This window comes from Desulfofarcimen acetoxidans DSM 771, from assembly GCF_000024205.1.
Taxonomy (GTDB): Bacteria; Bacillota; Desulfotomaculia; order Desulfotomaculales; family Desulfofarciminaceae; genus Desulfofarcimen; species Desulfofarcimen acetoxidans.
This window is the reverse complement of record NC_013216.1, coordinates 4,088,383-4,110,515: the sequence shown is the minus strand read 5'-3', so window position 1 is coordinate 4,110,515 and position 22,133 is coordinate 4,088,383. Positions and strand designations below refer to the sequence as shown.

Here is a 22,133-nt window from a genome sequence, read left to right as displayed (position 1 = left end):
GAAATGAGGAAGCCTATAATTGCAGCTAATTGGAAAATGCATAAAACAGTTGCTGAAGCAGTGGATTTTTGTGTTAAACTAAGAGAAACAGTTTTAACGGTTAGTGGTGTGGAGGTTTTGGTATGTCCTCCTTTTACTGCTCTGTCTCCCGTCTCCGCTGTTATTAAGGATAGTGAGATTAAGCTGGGTGCCCAGAATATGCACTGGGAAGAACAGGGTGCCTTTACCGGGGAAGTTTCTCCTCTTATGTTGAAGGAGGCAGGCTGTGATTATGTTATTCTCGGCCACTCTGAAAGAAGACAGTTTTTTGGTGAAACTGATGAGGTAATAAATAAAAAAGCCAGGGCTGCTTTTGCACATGACTTGCTTCCGATAATCTGTGTCGGTGAGCGTTTGGAGCAGCGTGAAGCGGGTGAAACAGAAGCTGTGGTAACAGCCCAGGTTAATAACTCTCTAAGCGGTTTAACCGCGGCGCAGGTGGATAAACTTGTAATAGCCTATGAGCCTGTCTGGGCTATCGGTACAGGTAAAACAGCATCTGATGAAGATGCTCAGTCCGTGATTAAGCTTATCCGCAGTTTAGTGGCTGAACAGTTTAACCCGGCTTCCGCCGAAAAGTTGAGAATTCAATACGGCGGCAGTGTTAAACCGGGCAATACCGCGGGTTTAATGGCGCAAGCCGATATAGACGGAGCTCTGGTGGGTGGAGCCAGTTTGGATTTAGAGAGCTTTTGGGGTATCGTTAAAGCTGTAAAATAATCTGGGGGGTGGCGGTTTGGCAGCAGCCGGACCTGTGGTTCTGGTAATATTGGATGGCTGGGGATTGTGTGAGGATAAAAGGGGCAATGCTATTGCCTGTGCCCGTAAGCCGAATATGGACGGCTATTGGGCCAAATATCCTCATTCTAAGTTAGTTTGCTCAGGTGAGGATGTTGGCTTGCCTCATGGGCAAATGGGTAATTCCGAGGTAGGGCACCTTAATATGGGGGCCGGCAGGGTTGTCTATCAGGAACTAACCAGAATTACCAGAGCAATTAAAGACGGTTCTTTTTTTCAAAATGCAGAGTTTTTGAAAATAATGGATAAGATAAAGCAGGCGGGTTCTTCTCTTCATTTAATGGGTTTGTTGTCGGACGGTGGTGTGCACAGCCATATTGATCATTTGTTTGCTCTGCTTGAGTTGGCCGGAAAAGAGGGCCTGGAAAAGGTTTCTGTACATGTCTTTTTGGATGGACGGGATGTACCGCCGGATAATGCTAAAGAATACATAATGCAACTGCAGAATAAAATAAAGGAGCTGGGCATAGGGGAGATTGCCACTGTGTCCGGTCGTTATTATGCCATGGACAGGGACCGCCGCTGGGAACGGGTAGCCAGGGCTTATGAGGCTATGGTTTACGGCAGGGGGCAGGTGGCTCCCAATCCGATTGAAGCTGTGGATCAGAGTTACGGCAAAGAAAAGCCGGATGAGTTTGTGGAGCCTACAGTTATTTTAAAGGATAACGGTGAGCCGGTAGCTGTGGTATCAGATAATGATGGTATTATTTTCTATAATTTTCGGCCGGACAGGGCCAGAGAGATAACGCGGGCTTTTGTGGACAAGGATTTTAGCGGTTTTGACCGGGGAAACGGACACCCGAAAGTAGAATTTTTATGCATGACTCAATATGACAGAACTATTGACGCTCCGGTAGCCTATATGCCCCAGGTTCTGAAAAATACCCTGGGAGAGGTTCTGAGCCGGCACGGTATATCCCAGCTGCGTTTGGCGGAAACTGAGAAGTATGCTCATGTAACCTTCTTTTTTAACGGTGGCGTAGAGGTGCCTAATCCAGGTGAGGAGAGAATTTTAATAGCCTCGCCTAAAGTAGCCACTTACGATCTGCAGCCGGAAATGAGTGCCGGAGAAGTGACTGATGTTTTTCTGGAGCAAATCAGGCTGGATAAGTTTAAGGTAGTTATTATGAACTATGCTAATCCTGATATGGTGGGGCATACGGGTGATATGAAAGCTGCCGTGCGGGCCGTGGAAACAGTGGACGGTTGTTTGGGAAGACTGGTTGAGGCTGTGCTGGAAAAAGACGGCGTGGTGTTAATCACGGCAGACCATGGGAATGCCGAGCATATGATGGATGAAAAAGGAAATCCCTTTACCGCTCATACCACGGATCCGGTGCCTTTTTTATTGATCGGAGAAGCTTATTCAGGGGTCTCTTTAAGACAGGGGCGGTTGGAGGACATAGCTCCCACAATACTGCAATTGCTGGATATTGCTAAGCCGGAAGAAATGACGGGAGAATCTCTGATTGTTTTGTAAGTAAAATAATATTTTAGGGGGTTTTTAAATTGTCAACTACTATTGTGGACGTGCATGCCAGGGAAATTCTTGATTCACGCGGCAACCCAACCGTGGAAGTAGATGTGATTTTGGAAGACGGTACTATGGGCCGCGCGGCTGTTCCTTCCGGAGCTTCCACCGGGGCTTATGAGGCAGTGGAATTGCGTGATCAGGATTCCTCCAGGTATTTAGGCAAAGGTGTTAAAAAGGCTGTAGAGAATGTTAATGATATTTTAGGACCGGAAGTAGTAGGTATGGACGCTACTGATCAGCTTGGTATAGACAGGGCAATGATTGATTTGGATGGCACAGCTAATAAGGGCAAATTAGGCGCTAACGCCATCCTGGGCATTTCGCTGGCTGCAGCCAAGGCGGCTGCCGAAGCCTGCGGGTTGCCGCTCTACCAGTACCTGGGCGGTGTGAATGCCAAGCAGCTTCCCGTACCCATGATGAATATTTTAAACGGCGGGGCGCATGCCGATAACAATGTGGATATACAGGAATTTATGATTATGCCGGCCGGGGCGACCAGTTTTGCTGAGGGGTTAAGAATGGGCGCGGAGATTTTCCATAAGCTAAAGTCAGTATTAAAGGGCAAGGGTTTGAATACCGCTGTAGGTGATGAAGGCGGCTTTGCCCCAAATTTAGGCTCGAATGAAGAGGCTCTGGCCGTTATTGTTGAGGCAATTGGATCTGCCGGCTATAAACCGGGACAGGATGTGTTTTTAGCTATTGACGCGGCAGCCACCGAGTTCTTTAAGGACGGTAATTATGCCTTTGAAGGCAAAGCACTTACTGCGGCTGAAATGGTTGATTATTACGCATCTCTGGTGGCCAAGTATCCTATTATCTCCATTGAAGACGGTTTAGCTGAAGATGATTGGGACGGCTGGAAGCTTCTGACTGAAAAACTGGGCAGCAAGGTACAGCTAGTAGGCGATGATTTATTCGTCACCAATACTGAACGGCTGGCTAGAGGAATTGAAGCCGGTGTGGCTAATTCTATTTTAATCAAGGTTAATCAAATCGGAACTCTGACTGAAACTTTAGATGCTATTGAGATGGCTAAGAGAGCCGGTTATACGGCAGTTGTTTCACACCGTTCAGGTGAAACAGAGGATTCCACCATAGCCGACCTGGTTGTGGCTACCAATGCCGGGCAGATTAAAACCGGGGCACCTTCCCGTACCGACCGGGTAGCCAAGTACAATCAACTGCTGAGATTGGAAGAAGACCTGGCGGTTTATGGCCAGTTTAAAGGTAAAGGCGTGTTCTATAATTTAGGCTAAACTATCGCATAATTTCTCATTATACTAGATTGTCATTTTTAATGCCTGGTGTTATAATGAGTGGTATAATAATTTTATTTATATGAAGGGTGGAGGAGGTGAACAAGTGTTAAAAGGTATAGTGACTGCCCTTCACGTTTTATTAGCTCTGGGAATTATTGCATCAGTTCTGCTGCAATCCGGGCGTAGTGCAGGTTTATCCGGAGCTATAGCCGGAGGGGCAGAAACACTTTTTGGCAAGAAAAAAGGGCTGGACGAACTGCTGGGAAAGGTCACTGTCCTGCTGTCGGTCTTATTTGTTGTTATTTCATTGGTTTTAACTGTTTGGAAGTAGAATTATAGGGGATGAGGAGGGTTTTTTAAAGTGGAACCTAATATGACACTGGCTTATTATGCCGCTGGAGCCGGGATTTTGGCATTGCTTTTTGCAATGTTCACTCTGAGTCAGGTGCTCAAAGAGAGTATGGGTACCCCCAAGATGAAAGAGATCTCCGAGGCTGTACAGGAAGGCGCAATGGCCTATATGAACCGCCAGTATAAGACACTGGCACCTTTTGCAATCGTTGTTTTTATAGTACTTTGGGCTGCTCAGTATTTTGTAGTACAGGAGCCGGGTTCTCATTTACCGGTCGGTCCTGCCTCTGCAATTTCCTTCTTGGTTGGTGCTATTTGCTCGGCTATCGCCGGTTATCTTGGCATGAACAGTACAACCAAAGCTAACGCGCGTACAGCAGAAGCTGCGCGTAGTTCAGGATTAGCCAAAGCTTTGCAGGTTTCATTCCGCGCCGGTGCTGTTATGGGCTTATCCGTTGCCGGTCTTGGTTTACTCGGTGTTTCGGCATTATACATTATTTTTGAGAGCCCGCTTGTAATTAACAGCTTTGCTTTCGGTGCTTCCATGATTGCGTTTTTTGCCCGTGTTGGCGGTGGTATTTATACCAAAGCTGCTGACGTAGGTGCTGACCTCGTTGGTAAAGTTGAAGCAGGTATTCCTGAAGACGATCCGCGTAACCCTGCAACTATTGCGGACAACGTTGGTGACAACGTCGGTGACACTGCAGGTATGGGCGCTGACTTGTTCGAGTCTTATGGTGCTACCACTATTGCCGCTATGTTAATCGGTAACACTATCTTTGGTTTTGCCGGTGTTATCTATCCTTTGTTGATAGGTGCTGTAGGTATCATAGCTTCTATTTTGGGTACTTTCTTTGTACGTACCAGTGAAAACGGCAATCCGCAGGCTGCTTTGAACGTGGGTTTATGGACAACTAACATTTTAACCGCTGTTGCTGCCTGGTTTGTCACACAAAATATTTTTGGAGACACTGCTCAGTTCGGTACTGTCGGTACCGGTGTTTTCATGGCCGTTATGGCCGGTTTGATTGTAAACGTAGCTATCGGTTATTTGACTGAGTATTATACCGCACCTGGTAAAGGGCCGGTAAACAGTATTGTTGAGGCTTCCAAAACAGGTCCGTCTACTGTTGTTATTCACGGTTTGGCTGTAGGTATGGAATCAGTATTTATTCCGATGCTTTTCTTTGCCGGTTCAATTTATTTTGCATTCTGGTCTGTTTTAAGCAATGCTCCGGCTGAGCATGCAGCTGAATGGGCTATTTACGGTATTGCTATGGCTGCTATGGGTATGCTTTCCACTTCCGGTATGGTAGTTGCTATGGACTCCTTTGGTCCGGTTGCTGACAATGCCGGTGGTATTGCAGAAATGGCTGAACTGCCTGCTTCAGTACGTGAGAAAACTGATAAGCTTGATGCAGTTGGTAATACCACTGCCGCTATCGCAAAAGGTTTTGCTATCGGCTCCGCTGCTTTGACAGCTTTAGCTCTGTTCAGTGCTTATGTAGAAGGTGTTAGTCATAAGTTTCACGCTGATCCTGAATTAGTTAAATATGGCGGTAAATTTGTTGTTAACATGACCGAGCCTATGGTTCTCGTAGGTATGTTTATCGGTGCCGCTGTTCCCTTCCTGGTTGGCGCACAAACCATGCGTGCCGTTGGTCAAGCCGCTTTCGGTATGGTTGAAGAAGTTCGTCGCCAGTTCCGTGAGATCCCCGGTATTATGGAAGGTACCGGCAAGCCTGATTATGCAAGATGCGTTGACATTGCTACTAAATCAGCTATCAGCAAGATGATTGCTCCTGGTCTTGTGGCAGTTATTTGTCCTCCTCTGGTAGGCTTCATCCTGGGTGCCAAGGCTCTGGCCGGCTTCCTGGGCGGCTTAACCGCAGTAGGTGTTCTGATGGCTCTCTTCCTGGCTAATGCCGGTGGTGCTTGGGATAACTGTAAGAAATACATTGAGCAAGGTCACTTGGGCGGCAAAAAGAGCGAAGCTCACAAGGCTGCTGTTATCGGTGATACAGTTGGTGACCCCTGTAAAGATACTTGTGGTCCCGCTATGAACCCGTTAATCAAGGTTGCAGGTACTATTTCACTTATCCTTGGTCCCCTGCTCACCAAACTATAAGAATTATGAAAGCGCCGGGTATAATGCCCGGTGCTTTTTAATACAAATAAACCGGTACGGGGGTAAACTAAATGTCCGTCGAACTTAGAGACAGTATGTGCTTTGGTTGTAGTCCACAAAATCCTATAGGCCTGAAATTAAAATTCATTCATGATGGTGATATTTGTCGCAGTTATTTTACGGGCAGCAGGGAGCATGAAGGATGGCCAGGTATCATGCATGGCGGGCTATTGACAACCTTGTTGGACGAGGTTATGGCCCAGTGGCTATATGAAAGGGATATTATGGCAATGACTGTTGAGATTAATGTGAAGTTTAGTAAGCCCGTGCCTATAGGCCAGCAATTTGCTGTAGAAGGTAAGCAGGAGTCAAAAAAAGGAAGGCTGATAGTACTTGAAGGCCAGGTGCTGCTGTCAGACGGCACAGTAGCCACTAAAGCCACTGCAAAATTTATTCAGGTAAAAAATAGTATTTGACATCTATCAGGTATGTTGATAAAATGATACTGTAGATATCAGCCCTTCTGTCCTAGCTTCCTGGATAAGAGGGTTTAATTTTTCGGGAGTGTTCCGAATGACTGTAAAAAATATTTGTCAAAACAAAAAAGCCAGGCATGAGTATCATATTGAGGATACCTATGAAACAGGCATTGTTCTTACCGGGACTGAAGTTAAATCCCTTAGAGTAGGCCGGGGAAACTTGTTGGACAGCTATGCTCGAGTTGAAAACGGCGAGATGATGTTGTATAATATGCATATCAGTCCATATGAGCAGGGAAACAGGTACAATCACGAACCTAAGCGTACCAGAAAACTTTTAATGCATAAATCTGAGATTATGCGATTGTTTGGTCGTGTCAGGGAGAAGGGCTACTCTTTAATCCCTACCAGGGCTTATTTTAGAGATGGTAAGGTGAAGGTTGAACTTGGCCTGGCTAAAGGTAAGAAAACATTTGATAAAAGGCAAGATTTGGCTGCCAGGGATGCCCGCAGGGAAGTAGACCGGGCCTTTCGGGACAGGCAAAAGCAATAATATCATGGGGGCGACATGGTTTCGACGGAGGAAGTGGTGGCAAGAGCAGCGAGCCGGGGTTCCATCTGCCCGTTATACGGTGGGAAAATTTAATTGCCAATAACGATTACGCTTTAGCAGCTTAATTGCTGTTAACCTCCTACTCGCGCTGGGCCCGTGGCCCGGGCTAGGGGGTCACTTAAACGGGCTGGCTTAGTCCCAATTCTCGGAGGGGTTAAGCAAGATTCATCGAGATAGTCTTAACGCAGTTCGCCTGCAGACGGCGGTAAGGCGAATTTAAATTGCAGACTGCGCTCGGAGATACTCTTGTGGTCGTTCTTTCGGACGGTGGGTTCGACTCCCCCCGCCTCCACCATACATAACGAAGAAAAAGCGAGTGTCTGACAACTTGCTTTTTTTAATGTCATTTTGGTTATATAGTGGGTAGTAGGGAAAGCCGCAGACCTTTAAAATATAAGTAATTGCGACTTTGTTGTGTTGAAACCATAGAAATCTGCTATGGTTATAGACGTTCAATCCGTTTTGCAATATATTTAATTCCTCCCTCTAACTCAGTAATTTGATTATAAATATCTTTATTTAACTTGTCAGCGAATCTTTCAATTTCTAATTCGAAAATACCAGGCTCAAGTAATTGCGACAATTCACTAACGAACACGTCGGCGTATTGAGAACTTCTTATTGACAAAATAAATTAAACATTATATACTTATATAAAACAAATAATGTAAATAGCTATGAAAGGGACGAGTTTCTGTTGTATTGCTACAGAGAGCCGGAAATTGCTGAAATCCGGTGCATGAGGCTGGAATACTTCTCACCCTGGAGCTGCCAGTTTAAAGATTATTTCTATTAGACTAGGTCGGGTTTTTGATACCCGTTATCAAAATTGTGTTTATTTGGACACTTGAGTGGCTCATCATTTTAATGGTGTGGCAATCAGGGTGGTACCACGTGAGGTATAAAACCTTTCGTCCCTGGCATTTATTTTAACATGCCGGTTTGAAAGGTTTTTTGTTTCTATATAGAAACGATTAATAAAGTAATGGTAATTTTTACTCCTATCCTGTAAAATAGAATCAAGTGTGGGGAGGGGTATTATTACCATGAGGAAATTGCATTTAAACAATCCACAAAATTTAACCATTGAGGATTTGAATAAGATAAAAAGAGAAACACCATATAAACTAAGATGCAGAGTTCAAGCTGTTATTCTTGTCATGAAAGGGAGACAAGCAAAGCAGATTGCCGAATATCTTGATATAAGTGAACAAACCATAAGAAAATACGTTGCTTACTTTAATGAAGGTGGAGTTGAAAAACTGCTTCATGTATCAAAAAAACCGGGAAGACCGCCAAGGCTAACCAATGAACAAAAAGAAGAGGTCAAAGAGGTACTGAAAAAATCACCATCAGAGGTTGGTTTTAGTACCCATACTACTTGGAATTGTAAAACCCTCGCTGCTTACATTCATGATACATACGGCATTAAATATACATCAGATGGTGTTTGGCGCATGCTTCTTAAGATGGATTTTCGTTATAATCGTCCCACTTATGTATTAGCCAAAGCTGATCCGGAAAAGCAAAAAGCTTTTCAAGATGAGCTGGAAGAGTTAAAAAAATCTCACTGAATGTGAAATACTCCTATATGTGGATGCATCTCACATTAGGGACTATCAAGGTTTACAACGAGCATGGTTCCCAAAAGGTGAGCAAAAAAAGATTAAGACCTATGGACACCATGCAAAAGTTACATTATACGGTGCTTTAAACTACTATACGGGTAAAGTTTTTTGTGTAAATTATGACAAAATCAATGCAGAAAAATTCAAAGATTTTCTTAAAAAATTGGTATCACATTTTTTAAAAGATGACATTTCTAAAATTTACATTGTTCTTGATAATGCAAGAGTTCATCATGCAAAATTACTTAAAGACTTTTTAGACGAGCATAAGGATCATCTGTTTTTGAAATTTCTTCCACCCTACTCACCCAATCTGAATTGCATAGAAGAGTTATGGAAATGGTTAAAAAATACAGCTATTTATAATCGCTTTCATAAAAATGCTTCAGAAATTCAAAAATCTGTTGACTCGTTTTTAGAGGAAATCAAATGCTGTTCGGAAGATGTGAAAAAGAGACTTTGCGTTTAATTTATAACGATATTTATTATTTCGGTTCTATATAGAAAACATTAGAATAATGTCAAATTTATACTTATGTGTTTTTCAATTTTCAATGAGAAAATATCTATTTTTAACCCATTTTCATTTGTGGTTAAGATCCGAAAAATCATGAGAGTTAGTTACTAAACGACCTGTGAAATGTCGATGGTATTTAATAACTAAGATCAGATTAATCGGGAACGAATTTACACTACCCAATGGGGGCTATTCACCGTTGGTGAAACGTTCTCACTATTACGGGGAGCAGCGGCTACTCTAGGCGATATAAAAATATGGTATTTAAGGCCTTGCTCTTAAAAAAACGTTACAAGACCACTATTCATTATATTTCCAATAGGTCGTAAAGGTCAGGTCTTATTTACTGCAAAACGCTAGAAAATTACCACCTTACCCTTGACTTCACAGATGTTCATCTATATGAAATATCTTTAAATAATTACGAGTTAGGGGCTAAGTTGAATTTTTTAATTCCAATTGTTGCTTTATTTAAAGGAGAGATGATTTATGGTTATGAAAAGTGTTGGTGTTATTAGTAAAGATATTTATTCTAAAAATCAAAGGTTTCCATGGTTAAATAAATTTAAAAGAACTTGTAAAATTAATGGAAATAATGGAGAGTTTATAATTGTAACAAGCATTTGTAAGAAAGAATTTGAAAAAGGTATGGCGCGTGTTGGTAAAAGGGATTATTCTATAACTAGTAATAAATTGTTTGAAAAAACTGAGTATAGTGTAGCTAAATTGGAGGATTTTCTTAATAAATAAGTAAGGGAACTGAAACAGCAAAATGAAAAACAAAAAGTTACTAGTAGAACGATTCCTAATTAACATATAAATAAGCTAGTTAAATAATATAATTTCTACTAATAATTTAAATTATTTCAATATCATCCATTTTGTACTTCCAGCGGTAAACAGTAGGACAATCATTAATTTCTTTTATATATTTGTAAATTCTATCTTTTAATTCTTCTTTAGTTTTTACCCTAATAGCCCTCAGCATTGATTTAGCCATTTTGCCAAAAAATGATTCAATTAAGTTCAACCAGGATCCATGTTTTGGTGTAAAAACAAATTCAAAACGATTTGGGACAGTACTAAGATAAGCCCTTGTTTCTTTTGAAATATGAGCGGAGTGGTTGTCCAATATAATTACTATTTTCTCTATATCTTTGTAGTACTCACTTATCATTTTTAGAAACTCTACAAACTCAATACTACGATGGCGGTCTTCTACTTGAGCTAAGATATGACCTGTTACCAAATCAATACCGGCCATGAGACTAAGTGTACCATGGCGAACATATTCATAATCACGAGCAAGACATGAATACGTTCCAGGAGAAGGAGAAAGATCCGGAGCAATATTTTCTATAGCTTGAATACCGGGTTTTTCATCATATGATATATAAGCATACATTGATTGTTCATCATTTTTTGATACCATTTCAACTTCTTTATAGACATATAACACGTTAGCCATTTTTTGTTCAAATTCTGGATCCCTTTTTTCCAAGTAATATTTAATTTTATGTGGCTTAACTTTGTTTGCTGAAAGTATTTTTGATACTGTACCTTTTGCTAGATTTTGCAGGGTTGGATGGCCATTTTCTACACAATGATTTCGTGCATGTTTGGCTAATAAATCTGTTGTCCATAATTCATAGCTATATCCAAATTCCTTAGGTTTTTGGCAAGCAAGAGAAACAAGCCACGCTTTATCTTCTTTGGTTATTGTATCCGGCCTGCCTGAACGAGGAAGATCATTGAGTGCTATATCTAAGCCAAATTGTAAAATTTTATCTATATGTCGTTCTACTTTTGCACGGTTAGTCTCTAATATTCTACCAATTGAAGCTATTGTTTCTCCTTGATGATACAAGAGAAACATTTTAGCCCGTTCAATATGACTCACACTTTCTGTTCTTGAATGTATAATTTTTTCTAATCTATTTATTTCTTCTGTTGTCAAATCTAATTTTGCTCTTTGACTTATGAATGGCATAGTTTGGTCTCCCCACCTGTTATGTATTATAGGAAATTATATACCATGCCGATTTGTGGTTCAATGATAATTAAGAATTGCTCTACTAGTTGTTATTGCTGGACCGAATGGTTCCGGTAAGTCAACTGTTATAGACGAAAATTTAAATACACTTCCTGACATACTTATCTGTCCGGATGAAATAGTAAAACTAAAGGAATTTAAACGTATTTCAAATATAAGGGAACGATATATTGCAGCTATGGAGAAAGCTAAAGAGTTACGTAAGATTGCTATTGATAATGGGTTATCCCTTGCATTTGAAACAGTTTTTTCTACGAATGAGAAACTTGAGTTCCTTAAATATGCAAAAGTTAAGGATTATTATGTTGAGGTAATTTTTGTAACTACTCGTGATCCATATATTAATGTTGATCGAGTTAATCAAAGGGTCGAATCAGGAGGACATAGTGTACCTAAAGAAAAAATTATAGAAAGATATCAGAAAAGTATGAACTTAATTGCAGATATAGTAAAAGTTGCACATACAGTTAAAGTTTATGATAACTCTGAAGAAACTCCTTTTATAGTGTTTTTTAAAAATTATGATCGAAAAATTGTATTATTAAATAAATCTAGAAGGGATAACTGGGTAGATAAATATATAATCAATCCTTTAATTGAATGTGGTGTTTTAGACAATAGGCCAAGAGATTTGGATATAAAAGAAACGAATGATTATATAAATAATTCTTGCTTTGTTAAGGTAATAATGTCGTAAATGAAGGTAAAATATAGGCTTTGTATGTTAGACATTTTATATGTTCATACCATTACTAACAAAGTAATATTTGAGAACGTGAATTCAAGTTTAAACGGGCTGGCTTAGTCCCAATTCTCGGAGGGGTTAAGCAAGATTCATCGAGATAGTCTTAACGCAGTTCGCCTGCAGACGGCGGTAAGGCGAATTTAAATTGCAGACTGCGCTCGGAGATACTCTTGTGGTCGTTCTTTCGGACGGTGGGTTCGACTCCCCCCGCCTCCACCAAAAACCTAGTAAAATCAAGGGTTCTAGGGTTCTAAAAATACCCTAAAATCCATGTGTTCAATGGACTAAAAAAGGCTATACGAAGTCATTCGGACACCTACTTACTTAATGTTAAGGGGGTGTCTTTTAGTTTGTCTACAGCAAAGAAAAAAACCAGGTTGGTTAGAATTGTAGAGCAGGAAGAACTGACTAGAAGTGTTTCATGGGAGGAAGCTTTACAGGAATTTTTATTGTTAAAGAAGGCTGAAGGAAAGTCTGAAAGAACCATTAAAGATTACGGTTATCATATTAAACACTTTTTTAGACTTTATCCTGATACCGACTTGGCAGATGCCGGTATACTAAAGAGGCGAATCATTGATTACATGGCTGAAGAAGTTAAACCGGCATATTACAATAATAAGCTGGTTTATATGAAGACTTTTTTTAACTGGTGTGTTAAAGAACGAGTCCTTATCGAGAACCCAGTAAAAGAGTTTAAAAGACGGAAAGCAGATGAACGTATTGTGCAGTTCGACTTGGAGTTATTAAAAAAATTATTGGCTATACCAGATCAGTCAACCTATCCAGGGCTACGTGATTATGCACTGTTGCTGCTTCAGTTAGATTCGGGAATTAGACCGAAAGAAGCATTGTCTTTGCTAATTTCAGATGTAAACTTTAAATCTCTAGAGGTTTATATTAGGGCTGAGAATGCAAAAACACGTGTTTCAAGAACGCTGCCAATTAGTCCAATAACAGCTAAAGCAATACAAAAGTTAATAAATGTTAGGCCAAGTGATTGGAATGACGTACCTATTTTTTGTTCATGTGAGGGCAATAAAATGCTAGGTAATACCTGGTATAAAAGGTTAAGTAAGTATGGTGAAAAATTAGGGACAAAGCTTTACCCGTATCAGTTACGTCATACCTTTGCTTTAGAGTTTTTGAGAAACGGCGGAAATTCATTTGCCTTACAAAAAACACTTGGTCATGCTGACCTTAATATGACTAAGAGGTATGTCTCGCTGGCTGATAATGATGTTAAGAGTCAACACCTTATTGCTTCTCCAGTTTCTAAATTGGTTCAGCAGTCGAGTAGAGTGGGGAAGATTTAATTAATGTATAGTATGCATAAATAGCCGGGAAAAGATAATAGCTCCCGGCTATTGCTTAATAAATGTTATTTAACTTACTAAGATTTACAGGATGCCCACCGAGTGGCTAGTCCATTAAATAAGCTTGCTCCGAAAATGGAGAAGAAAAAACGTGTAAGACAATTGAATGTGTGAGATAACAAACAAAGTCGGGGTGAAATTTAATCCCGGCTTTTTATATATAAACAAAAAACAGAGTACATTACCCTGGCTTCCTTCATTGATACAAAAGCCTAATAAGTATAAATATCAGCTTGCTGTTTGATAAGATAGTTATAAGGGAAACGAATGAAATCGGTGAGTACAACAGGCCGAAGCTGGATGTAGAAATTGTTTGGAATACGCCGTATATGAATTTATCGGAGAGTTATTACAAGGAGGCTGTTTGAGAAATGTAGCCTCAATAGTTTAAAGGTTTGTTCCCTCTATCTACAGAAGGGACAATGCTTTATAAACAATGTAGACCTTTAAAAATATTATATAACTTAGCAAGTTTGCCCGCCTGATGTACTTTAGCAAAAGGATTATTGTAAATCATTTGTTTTATCCCTGGGCTACCCAAGAATTTTATAAGATTATCAAAATCTTTATTTTCAAAGGTATTAAGTATTTTCCTTATTTCATATTTAGACTGATTTTGGTCAAATATAGGCCTAACAAGTTCTTCATAACTTTTCTTATAAATAATATAGAGGGCTGCTAATATTCCTGTCTCTATCGCATTTAGCATTCCAAATCCTAGCAGGGAATCTATAAAACCTCCTGCCTTACCTATAAAAAATATATTGCCGAAATTGTGTGGAAAAACAGCTCCAATCTCATGGCGTACATCGGTGGTTTTTATAATGGTGCTTTGTGTATTTTCTTTTGCAATAAATTTTTCCCAGTAACAATCAAGTTCCTTTTGTGAAATATTATTAGCAGTTAAAGCTAAACAGGCTTTATTAGGACTATGAGCGAGACGGTAAGCAAAACACTTCTTAGCATATTCCGTATTTACCCACATCTTTATAGTATTTATATCAAATTCTCCACTTATTGTAGATATTCGTGCAAAGGCTTCTAGATGCGGAGTAAGTAAATCTAGCTTTTTTGCTTCATCAAATAAACCAGTAGCATCAATAATAAAATCATATTGACTCTTAATATCATCAATATAAATATGCTTATAAAATGTTATAGGTGTCTTAATATATGATGCCAATTGATTTTCTAATGAATTTTTAATGTCACCTCTTCGGAAAATATATCCACTTGTATTCTTTATGATTGCTTTCTTGGTTGGCCCTTGCATAATTATTTTGCTTAAAACATTAAGAGGTTCAAGATCTAGCCCATATTCCTTCTTTGTATAAATAAGGGGGTCTTCATATGTTCTATCAAATAATTTTAAGGTTGAGGTGGTAAAATCTATATCCTCACCAATACGTCTTCTTTTCTCAAAAATAGTCGGCATTATACCGTGTTTTTCAAATTCGTAAGCACAAGATAAACCAGCTATCCCGGCCCCAACTATTGCTATTTTCAAGTAGTTCACACCAAAGTCTTATGAATAATGAATTTCGTAGATTGAAAAACTACATATTTCTTGATAAAGTCGTATACGTATCGTTTAGGTAACGAGAAAAGCCTGTAAGAATTATAGCATGATGCTATCTTGCCAGCAATATTTACTTAGATGTATTGGCTAGTTAAGCTAATATTTTTTGTATTAACAAACTAACTTAACTTACTAATATTTATAGAATGATGCTAATAGCTAATTGTTTAGATAAGCTTTTTTAAACAGGATAAGAAAATTGTTTAAATATCTACTTTATTTACAAATAGAAAAAATTAGGCTATAATTGAAGGTAAAAATTACAAAGTACCCGAAATTAAAACTAATGATGTCAAAATAGGTATATTAAGACACAGTTAATTTATAAAATCTTTATTTTTTAGTTTTGCCCTATAGAGTTAATTCTAATAACAGAATTGTAAAATACATAATACTTTTCTCAATAGATACTTAATATAAATGATGATATACTAAGAATTTTGGGGGAATTTATTTGATTAGAATAAACAGAGTAGAAATAACAGGTTTTAAAGATCCTATCAGAGACATAAAAGTTAATTTCTCTACATACCCAATTTCAATAATATATGGGGAAAATGGATGTGGAAAAACCACTCTCCTTAGGATATTATATGGTGTACTTTCACAAGATGAATCAATTCTTGCTGCGGAAAAAGTAAAGAGTGTTCTTTTATATTATTCTGAAGACTTTACTAATAATAAAACAGTATTAGTTAGTTTAGAGAGCTATAAAGAAACAGCAGTTATATTCGATGGTAAAAATAAGAAAAATATTTATCTTGATAAGGATAGATATAATTGGGACGAGTTTAATGCAAGTGATTTAAAGAATACTTCCTCTATTTTATTTGGGGTTAACCGAGGTGTAACAACAAGAGAAATAAAAGTTGATAAAGAGCTTATTATGGATTTTTTATTAAGAAGGTCTCATTATGGAGAAATAATAGGAACTCGGTCACGTATTGATCATTTTTCAGCACAACTTGCATCGTATATTAATGATATAAATAAATGGAGAAGGTTTGAATTTTTCTCTGGTAGGAAACTCAGGTCAATTAAAGAAAATCATCTTTTACTAGATAATCTTAACATAGATATTATTAAAAACTTATTAATAGAAAGATATCAACTGGCTAAAAAACTGACTTCTGAGAGGGTACAGAAAGCTTTATTTGATACTTTATCATTAGCTATCAACCCTATTAGTGAAAAATGCAATACTAATGATAGTATCCCTAATAATTTATCCGCTTTGATAACTGATAACAAGGATAGGCTAATAGAAGCATTAAAAGCTTCTGCTGAAAACACCCTTAGAAATCAAATAATTAATATACTAACAAGGTATGACGAGTGTAAATCGGAAAGAAATGAATTACTCTTTAGTCTCCTTCATAAAATGATTTTAGAACTAGATAGTGAACAAAACATTTTAAATTCTATTAACATTTTAAAGGAAGTATTTAATGATCAAATATCCCCGTGGAAACAAATGGTTATAACAGAAGATGAAGTGTACATAGATTTAGGAGAAAATAATCGTCATAGTTTAAATGAATTGTCAAGTGGCGAAAGGCATTTATTATCATTCCTTACTGTGTTTATTATTGAAGGTAATAATAGAAATTTTCTGATAATTGATGAGCCTGAAATTTCATTAAATATCAAATGGCAAAGAAAATTGCTTCCATTACTCAGTAAATTTGCCCCCCAATCACAAATAATTGTTGCCTCTCATAGCCCATCCATAGCAAAAAATAATACAAATTATTTAGTAGAACTTAGGGGGCTTTAATTATTAATGAGTGCGTCAATGAAATTTGATTTGGATGAAGTGATAACCGGGGCAATAATGAGTAAAACTCCAGCAATTATTGTTGAAGGACAAGACGATATTAAATTCTATGAAATGATCGCATATTATGAAAAAAAAGATGTTGAAGTATATGCTGTTGAAAATTTTGAGGAATATACAGAAGGTTGTAATGAGGTAATTGAATGTTTGCGGAGACTTCAAGATAAAATTGAGGAAAAAGAAGATAATATAAAATATATAATGGGTATTATTGATCGAGATGCTAGATATTTTAGAAAAGAAATACCTGATGATATTTTAGGGTTATTTGTTTTAAAATATTATTCTTATGAAAGCCATTTTGCTACGGAACAGAGCCTAATATATTTGATTTCTCAGATTACTGAGAGTAGCGTAAAAAAAATTGATGAAGATTGTATTAATTATGTACAAAAAAATCTTGAAAATGATTATAAGGATTTATATTATATTTCTCTTGAAGCATTAAAAAAAGCTTGTGTTCCGGAATATGAAGCTATATTAGGATATAAGGTGAAATCCGGAAGAATAGCTGATACGAATTCTAAAAGATATTTTTTAAGTCATATTGGTAAAAAGAAAAAAGAGCTAGATATTTATGCAGAGGAATTAAATCTTGGAATAAAAGATTTGCCTATCATAGCTAAAGGAAAATGGCTACTAAAGACTTTTGCTAATAGCGTTTTTATGCAAATTAAAAATCTTAGTGAAGCATGTGAACAAGGAACTATTAAAAAATGCCAATACTGTCTTTGTGGACAAAATGATAAATGCTTATGGAGGTTAAACGCTAACTATACAATTAACCATATATATCATAAATTATTAAATAATTTTGAAGAGGAAGAATTAAATTATATAAAAGAAAAGCTAAATTCTCTTGCATAATTTTTTTAAATAAAAACGGAGCAAAAATAACACAAATGAAAGCAATCTCAATCCGTCAACCCTGGGCCACTCTTGTAGTCCACGGTTTAAAAACAATCGAACTCCGTAACTGGAAACGGAAATATAACATACTACCACAGTCATTATACATTCATACTGGCAGCAGAGTGGATAAGACGGCTCCGGTAGAAGTATGGCAATTAGCTGAACAGTTTGAGACAAGTAAAGTAAGAGGGGCTATTATCGGTATGGTAAACTTGATAGAAATGTTCCTATACGATAATGCCGAGAAGTTTGACTTAGACCGGGGATTGCATTTAACTAACTGGGAATATACAGAGAACCTGTATGGTCTACGTATGAAAGATGCAATGCTAATTGATAAACCAGTTAATTACCGGGGGCAGTTAGGTTTGTTTAATGTTGACGGTAAAATCACTCAGTATTAGCCAACTAGAGCTTACAGGATACCACTGAGAGCTTGTCTACTATATAGAAACGATTAATAAAGTAATGGTAATTTTTACTCCTATCCTGTAAAATAGAATCAAGTGTGGGGAGGGGTATTATTACCATGAGGAAATTGCATTTAAACAATCCACAAAATTTAACCATTGAGGATTTGAATAAGATAAAAAGAGAAACACCATATAAACTAAGATGCAGAGTTCAAGCTGTTATTCTTGTCATGAAAGGGAGACAAGCAAAGCAGATTGCCGAATATCTTGATATAAGTGAACAAACCATAAGAAAATACGTTGCTTACTTTAATGAAGGTGGAGTTGAAAAACTGCTTCATGTATCAAAAAAACCGGGAAGACCGCCAAGGCTAACCAATGAACAAAAAGAAGAGGTCAAAGAGGTACTGAAAAAATCACCATCAGAGGTTGGTTTTAGTACCCATACTACTTGGAATTGTAAAACCCTCGCTGCTTACATTCATGATACATACGGCATTAAATATACATCAGATGGTGTTTGGCGCATGCTTCTTAAGATGGATTTTCGTTATAATCGTCCCACTTATGTATTAGCCAAAGCTGATCCGGAAAAGCAAAAAGCTTTTCAAGATGAGCTGGAAGAGTTAAAAAATCTCACTGAATGTGAAATACTCCTATATGTGGATGCATCTCACATTAGGGACTATCAAGGTTTACAACGAGCATGGTTCCCAAAAGGTGAGCAAAAAAAGATTAAGACCTATGGACACCATGCAAAAGTTACATTATACGGTGCTTTAAACTACTATACGGGTAAAGTTTTTTGTGTAAATTATGACAAAATCAATGCAGAAAAATTCAAAGATTTTCTTAAAAAATTGGTATCACATTTTTTAAAAGATGACATTTCTAAAATTTACATTGTTCTTGATAATGCAAGAGTTCATCATGCAAAATTACTTAAAGACTTTTTAGACGAGCATAAGGATCATCTGTTTTTGAAATTTCTTCCACCCTACTCACCCAATCTGAATTGCATAGAAGAGTTATGGAAATGGTTAAAAAATACAGCTATTTATAATCGCTTTCATAAAAATGCTTCAGAAATTCAAAAATCTGTTGACTCGTTTTTAGAGGAAATCAAATGCTGTTCGGAAGATGTGAAAAAGAGACTTTGCGTTTAATTTATAACGATATTTATTATTTCGGTTCTATATAGTTAAAATCTATGTATTGATAACCTCTTAGAAGATATAAAGAATTAAAAATCAAGCAATGCAAATAATTTAGTTTTTAAGCTTAGTTAAATGATTGCTTATTGGAGGAGTGCTTTTGCATAGTCTATTTATTGGTCATATTAGACCATCAGAAGAACAATTTAAAGAGATTTGGAACGATGGAATTTTTGTTTTTGATACTAATATTTTATTAAATTTATATAGATATAGTTCAAGTACTCAAAAAGCTTTTATAGAAGTATTGGAAAAATACCAGGATAGAATGTGGATACCCCATCAAGTTGCAGTAGAATATGTTTCCAATCGTTTGGAAGTTATTTTTCAACAGGAGAATTTGTATAATACTATTGAATCTATCATAGATATTCCTAAAATAATAAGTCAATTAAAAAAATATAAGGATAGACACTTTTCAATTAGTATAGAAAAGATAACAAGTATTCTAGAAAAAACAGGTGAAGATATTTCTAAGGAGCTAAAGGAATCGAAAAGTAGTGATATAAAATACTCAGAGGATGATATAATACTTAAGCAAATTGTTGATTTATTTGATGGAAGAATAGGTACACCTTATAATAAAGAAAAACTAGAGCAACTATATAATATTGCTAAATTGAGGTATGACCAAGAAATACCTCCAGGATATAAAGAGAGGAAGTCGGGAAATGACAAATACAATGATTATATATTATGGCAACAAACTATTGATTATGCAAGAGAACAAAAAAAACCTATTATATTTGTAACCGATGATAGAAAAGATGATTGGTGGCTAAATTTACATGGTAAAACTTTAGGACCAAGGCCAGAATTAATCCAAGAAATGTATAACGAGGCAGAAGTACATTGTTTGATTTATAGGCCAGAGAAGTTTTTAGGATATGACGGCATGAGCCAGGATGATCCGACAGTGCATGAAATAATTAGTCTAGAGGAAATCAATTCAACAGTGAATGAAGATATTAATATAGAAGAACTTAATTCAATAATACAAGATAAAATTACTATAGAAGAACTTATTGACAGAAATCTTCTTCTAAAAAGTGCTATTAATATAATTGAAAAGCATGATATTTGTATTGAAGATATTCAAAATGAAATAAATAATTTCAAGCTAAACAATAAAAATGAATTTACAACAATACAGTTAGTTAAAAAACTTAATAGTAACGATTATATAGTTGGAGATCCTTTAAATATGGCTATTGGTAGAATCTTGGGTGAAGCTAAAGATCGTCTATCAATTGAGCCCATTTCTAGGATGAATACTTATGATGATGATTATAATGCAACATCAACAAGAATATGGAAAATAATTAACTAGTCTATTAGAACTAAAAATGAGATTAAGACCATTACCGAAACATGAGTGCTTTATTATGACTTAGATTAGTAGTGTCTGATAGGTAATATAATAAAAATTCGTAAATAGCGTAATAGCAATTTAAAACATTTTTTAGTAGGTATGGTCAGCAATGACAACTTACCTAGATTACAAGCCGTAAGTAATAATTTGTTTTAGAGGGCTTGAATAGTAGTGCTTGTAAAAAGCCTTAACAGCTACCTAATAGGTAAAGGAGTAATCACACTGAACTAAAAAATAACTAACAGCCATAAACGATAACTTCGGCTTATACCAACTGATAAAAATTTCTAACGCCAAATACCCTAAATCTAACTTGTAAAAACCCTCTACAGCTACCCTAAGTAGTAGAGAAGGTTATAAATTTATTTCTTACGGTCAAGAGATGAATGAACTGTAAAGAACTGTGTTATGTGAGTCAAATCTGTTACAGGGGTGGACAGAAATTACTCACTAACTATAAAGTAATATTATATATAATTATATTATTAATAATAAATCTAACGGATAAGAGTAATAAATAATTATATATAATACTTGTTAAATAGTAATACCGTAAGATTAACAGTAACCTACAGCAAACTAACAGTACCTTGGCCAAAACTGTAAATACACTTAACCCACGGCAAACAACGTTAACCAACGAAAATAACTGTAACTCGTTGTTGCTTACGGTAATTAACACAAAACATAAACAGTCAATAAATTACTCATGCTGGTCAAAAATTTACTCACCCCTAGACAAAAATGTTACATGGGTGACCACAGATTACTCACTAACAAGAATATATAATAATATATAAATAAATATAAATATATAATTATAATAATATATATAATAATTATTAAATATAACTTCGTGTGGGGTCAGGATTTACTCACCCCTGGACAGAAATTACTCACCCCTATACCTGACAGTATTTTGCCATAGCTGTAATAAGAACTGTATATCACTGTTTTCAGTACTTGCCTTAGATTTGGCAAGTTGTTTTATTTTTACGGTAGGTCTGTATTGACTGTTGGTATGATGATTAGCTGTCAAGCATATTAACTTGACGTTAAATACAGCAATCATCGTCATACTCGAAAGTCGTCCCGACTTACGTTAGTATCGTGATTATATTGCCATTGCTGTTATAACTGCTATTACCGTTGCTGACATGATTACTGTAAGTACCCTTGACTGTAACTGCATTTGACGTTCAATGATGGTGGCCGTCATGTGTAAAGTGGTAAACTAAAATGCTAATAGCAATGCCATAATTTACCGTGACTATAGCTGTTATTCT

18 protein-coding genes, 2 other RNA genes, 1 pseudogene and 1 other annotated feature are annotated in these 22,133 nt (G+C 36.9%); of the genes and pseudogenes, 19 read left to right on the top strand and 2 right to left on the bottom strand.

Annotated features, from left to right (window positions below; all coding sequences use genetic code 11):
• Positions 1 to 3 precede the first annotated feature (3 nt).
• The 11 genes from tpiA (at position 4) to DTOX_RS19025 (ending at position 10,096) form a co-directional block, all read left to right on the top strand.
• On the top strand, positions 4 to 759 hold the full coding sequence (gene tpiA / locus DTOX_RS19075; RefSeq protein WP_015759303.1) for a triose-phosphate isomerase: 756 nt from the start codon (positions 4 to 6) through the stop codon (positions 757 to 759).
• A gap of 16 nt (positions 760 to 775) precedes the next feature.
• Entirely contained in the window at positions 776 to 2,317 is a 1,542-nt protein-coding gene (gene gpmI, locus DTOX_RS19070) for a 2,3-bisphosphoglycerate-independent phosphoglycerate mutase (RefSeq protein WP_015759302.1), read from the top strand.
• Positions 2,318 to 2,346: 29 nt separating this feature from the next.
• Positions 2,347 to 3,627, top strand: coding sequence for a phosphopyruvate hydratase (gene eno, locus DTOX_RS19065; RefSeq protein WP_015759301.1), 1,281 nt, complete (start codon positions 2,347 to 2,349; stop codon positions 3,625 to 3,627).
• Positions 3,628 to 3,733: 106 nt separating this feature from the next.
• Positions 3,734 to 3,961, top strand: coding sequence for a preprotein translocase subunit SecG (gene secG, locus DTOX_RS19060; RefSeq protein ID WP_015759300.1), 228 nt, complete (start codon positions 3,734 to 3,736; stop codon positions 3,959 to 3,961).
• A gap of 42 nt (positions 3,962 to 4,003) precedes the next feature.
• Positions 4,004 to 6,109, top strand: a complete 2,106-nt coding sequence (locus DTOX_RS19055) for a sodium-translocating pyrophosphatase (protein WP_042317478.1) — start codon at positions 4,004 to 4,006, stop codon at positions 6,107 to 6,109.
• A gap of 71 nt (positions 6,110 to 6,180) precedes the next feature.
• The gene (locus DTOX_RS19050; RefSeq protein WP_015759298.1) at positions 6,181 to 6,585 is read left to right on the top strand and encodes a PaaI family thioesterase; all 405 of its coding nucleotides are present in this window, start codon (positions 6,181 to 6,183) and stop codon (positions 6,583 to 6,585) included.
• A 97-nt stretch (positions 6,586 to 6,682) separates the two neighbouring features.
• Positions 6,683 to 7,141 carry an SsrA-binding protein SmpB gene (gene smpB / locus DTOX_RS19045; protein WP_015759297.1) on the top strand — a complete coding sequence of 153 codons (459 nt, stop codon included), beginning with the start codon at positions 6,683 to 6,685 and terminating at the stop codon, positions 7,139 to 7,141.
• A 6-nt stretch (positions 7,142 to 7,147) separates the two neighbouring features.
• Positions 7,148 to 7,496, top strand: a transfer-messenger RNA (tmRNA) gene (ssrA, locus tag DTOX_RS22535).
• Positions 7,497 to 7,869: 373 nt separating this feature from the next.
• Positions 7,870 to 8,123, top strand: a binding site (T-box leader).
• Between the two features lie 124 nt (positions 8,124 to 8,247).
• Positions 8,248 to 8,775: an IS630 family transposase gene (locus tag DTOX_RS25020; protein ID WP_042315521.1), complete on the top strand. Its 528-nt coding sequence runs from the start codon at positions 8,248 to 8,250 to the stop codon at positions 8,773 to 8,775.
• A gap of 19 nt (positions 8,776 to 8,794) precedes the next feature.
• The gene (locus tag DTOX_RS25015; RefSeq protein ID WP_242652418.1) at positions 8,795 to 9,298 is read left to right on the top strand and encodes an IS630 family transposase; all 504 of its coding nucleotides are present in this window, start codon (positions 8,795 to 8,797) and stop codon (positions 9,296 to 9,298) included.
• 537 nt (positions 9,299 to 9,835) lie between these two features.
• On the top strand, positions 9,836 to 10,096 hold the full coding sequence (locus tag DTOX_RS19025; protein ID WP_015759296.1) for a hypothetical protein: 261 nt from the start codon (positions 9,836 to 9,838) through the stop codon (positions 10,094 to 10,096).
• Between the two features lie 106 nt (positions 10,097 to 10,202).
• Here DTOX_RS19025 and DTOX_RS19020 read toward each other — a convergent pair whose 3' ends face one another.
• Positions 10,203 to 11,336, bottom strand: a complete 1,134-nt coding sequence (locus tag DTOX_RS19020; protein ID WP_015756644.1) for an IS630 family transposase — start codon at positions 11,334 to 11,336, stop codon at positions 10,203 to 10,205.
• 76 nt (positions 11,337 to 11,412) lie between these two features.
• Between DTOX_RS19020 and DTOX_RS19015 the strand changes: the two are divergent.
• The 3 genes and pseudogenes from DTOX_RS19015 to DTOX_RS19010 form a co-directional block, all read left to right on the top strand.
• Positions 11,413 to 11,886, top strand: a pseudogene (locus DTOX_RS19015) (ATPase); the annotation flags it as partial.
• Between the two features lie 156 nt (positions 11,887 to 12,042).
• Positions 12,043 to 12,363: a transfer-messenger RNA gene (gene ssrA / locus DTOX_RS25465) on the top strand.
• A 131-nt stretch (positions 12,364 to 12,494) separates the two neighbouring features.
• Entirely contained in the window at positions 12,495 to 13,460 is a 966-nt protein-coding gene (locus tag DTOX_RS19010; protein WP_015759294.1) for a tyrosine-type recombinase/integrase, read from the top strand.
• A 487-nt stretch (positions 13,461 to 13,947) separates the two neighbouring features.
• On the opposite strand, the gene DTOX_RS19005 is transcribed toward DTOX_RS19010, so the two are convergent.
• Positions 13,948 to 15,027: an NAD(P)/FAD-dependent oxidoreductase gene (locus tag DTOX_RS19005; protein WP_042316255.1), complete on the bottom strand. Its 1,080-nt coding sequence runs from the start codon at positions 15,025 to 15,027 to the stop codon at positions 13,948 to 13,950.
• Positions 15,028 to 15,553: 526 nt separating this feature from the next.
• On the opposite strand from DTOX_RS19005, the gene DTOX_RS19000 reads away from it, so the two are divergent.
• The 5 genes from DTOX_RS19000 to DTOX_RS21740 all read left to right on the top strand — a co-directional run bounded on the left by DTOX_RS19000 (position 15,554) and on the right by DTOX_RS21740 (position 20,805).
• Entirely contained in the window at positions 15,554 to 16,876 is a 1,323-nt protein-coding gene (locus DTOX_RS19000) for an AAA family ATPase (RefSeq protein WP_015759292.1), read from the top strand.
• 6 nt (positions 16,877 to 16,882) lie between these two features.
• On the top strand, positions 16,883 to 17,803 hold the full coding sequence (locus DTOX_RS18995; protein WP_015759291.1) for a hypothetical protein: 921 nt from the start codon (positions 16,883 to 16,885) through the stop codon (positions 17,801 to 17,803).
• Between the two features lie 35 nt (positions 17,804 to 17,838).
• Entirely contained in the window at positions 17,839 to 18,252 is a 414-nt protein-coding gene (locus tag DTOX_RS18990; protein WP_015759290.1) for an ASCH domain-containing protein, read from the top strand.
• A 125-nt stretch (positions 18,253 to 18,377) separates the two neighbouring features.
• Complete coding sequence (locus DTOX_RS18985) at positions 18,378 to 19,427, top strand: IS630 family transposase (RefSeq protein ID WP_015759289.1); 1,050 nt, start codon at positions 18,378 to 18,380, stop codon at positions 19,425 to 19,427.
• 148 nt (positions 19,428 to 19,575) lie between these two features.
• Positions 19,576 to 20,805, top strand: a complete 1,230-nt coding sequence (locus DTOX_RS21740; protein WP_015759288.1) for a PIN domain-containing protein — start codon at positions 19,576 to 19,578, stop codon at positions 20,803 to 20,805.
• Positions 20,806 to 22,133 lie beyond the last annotated feature (1,328 nt).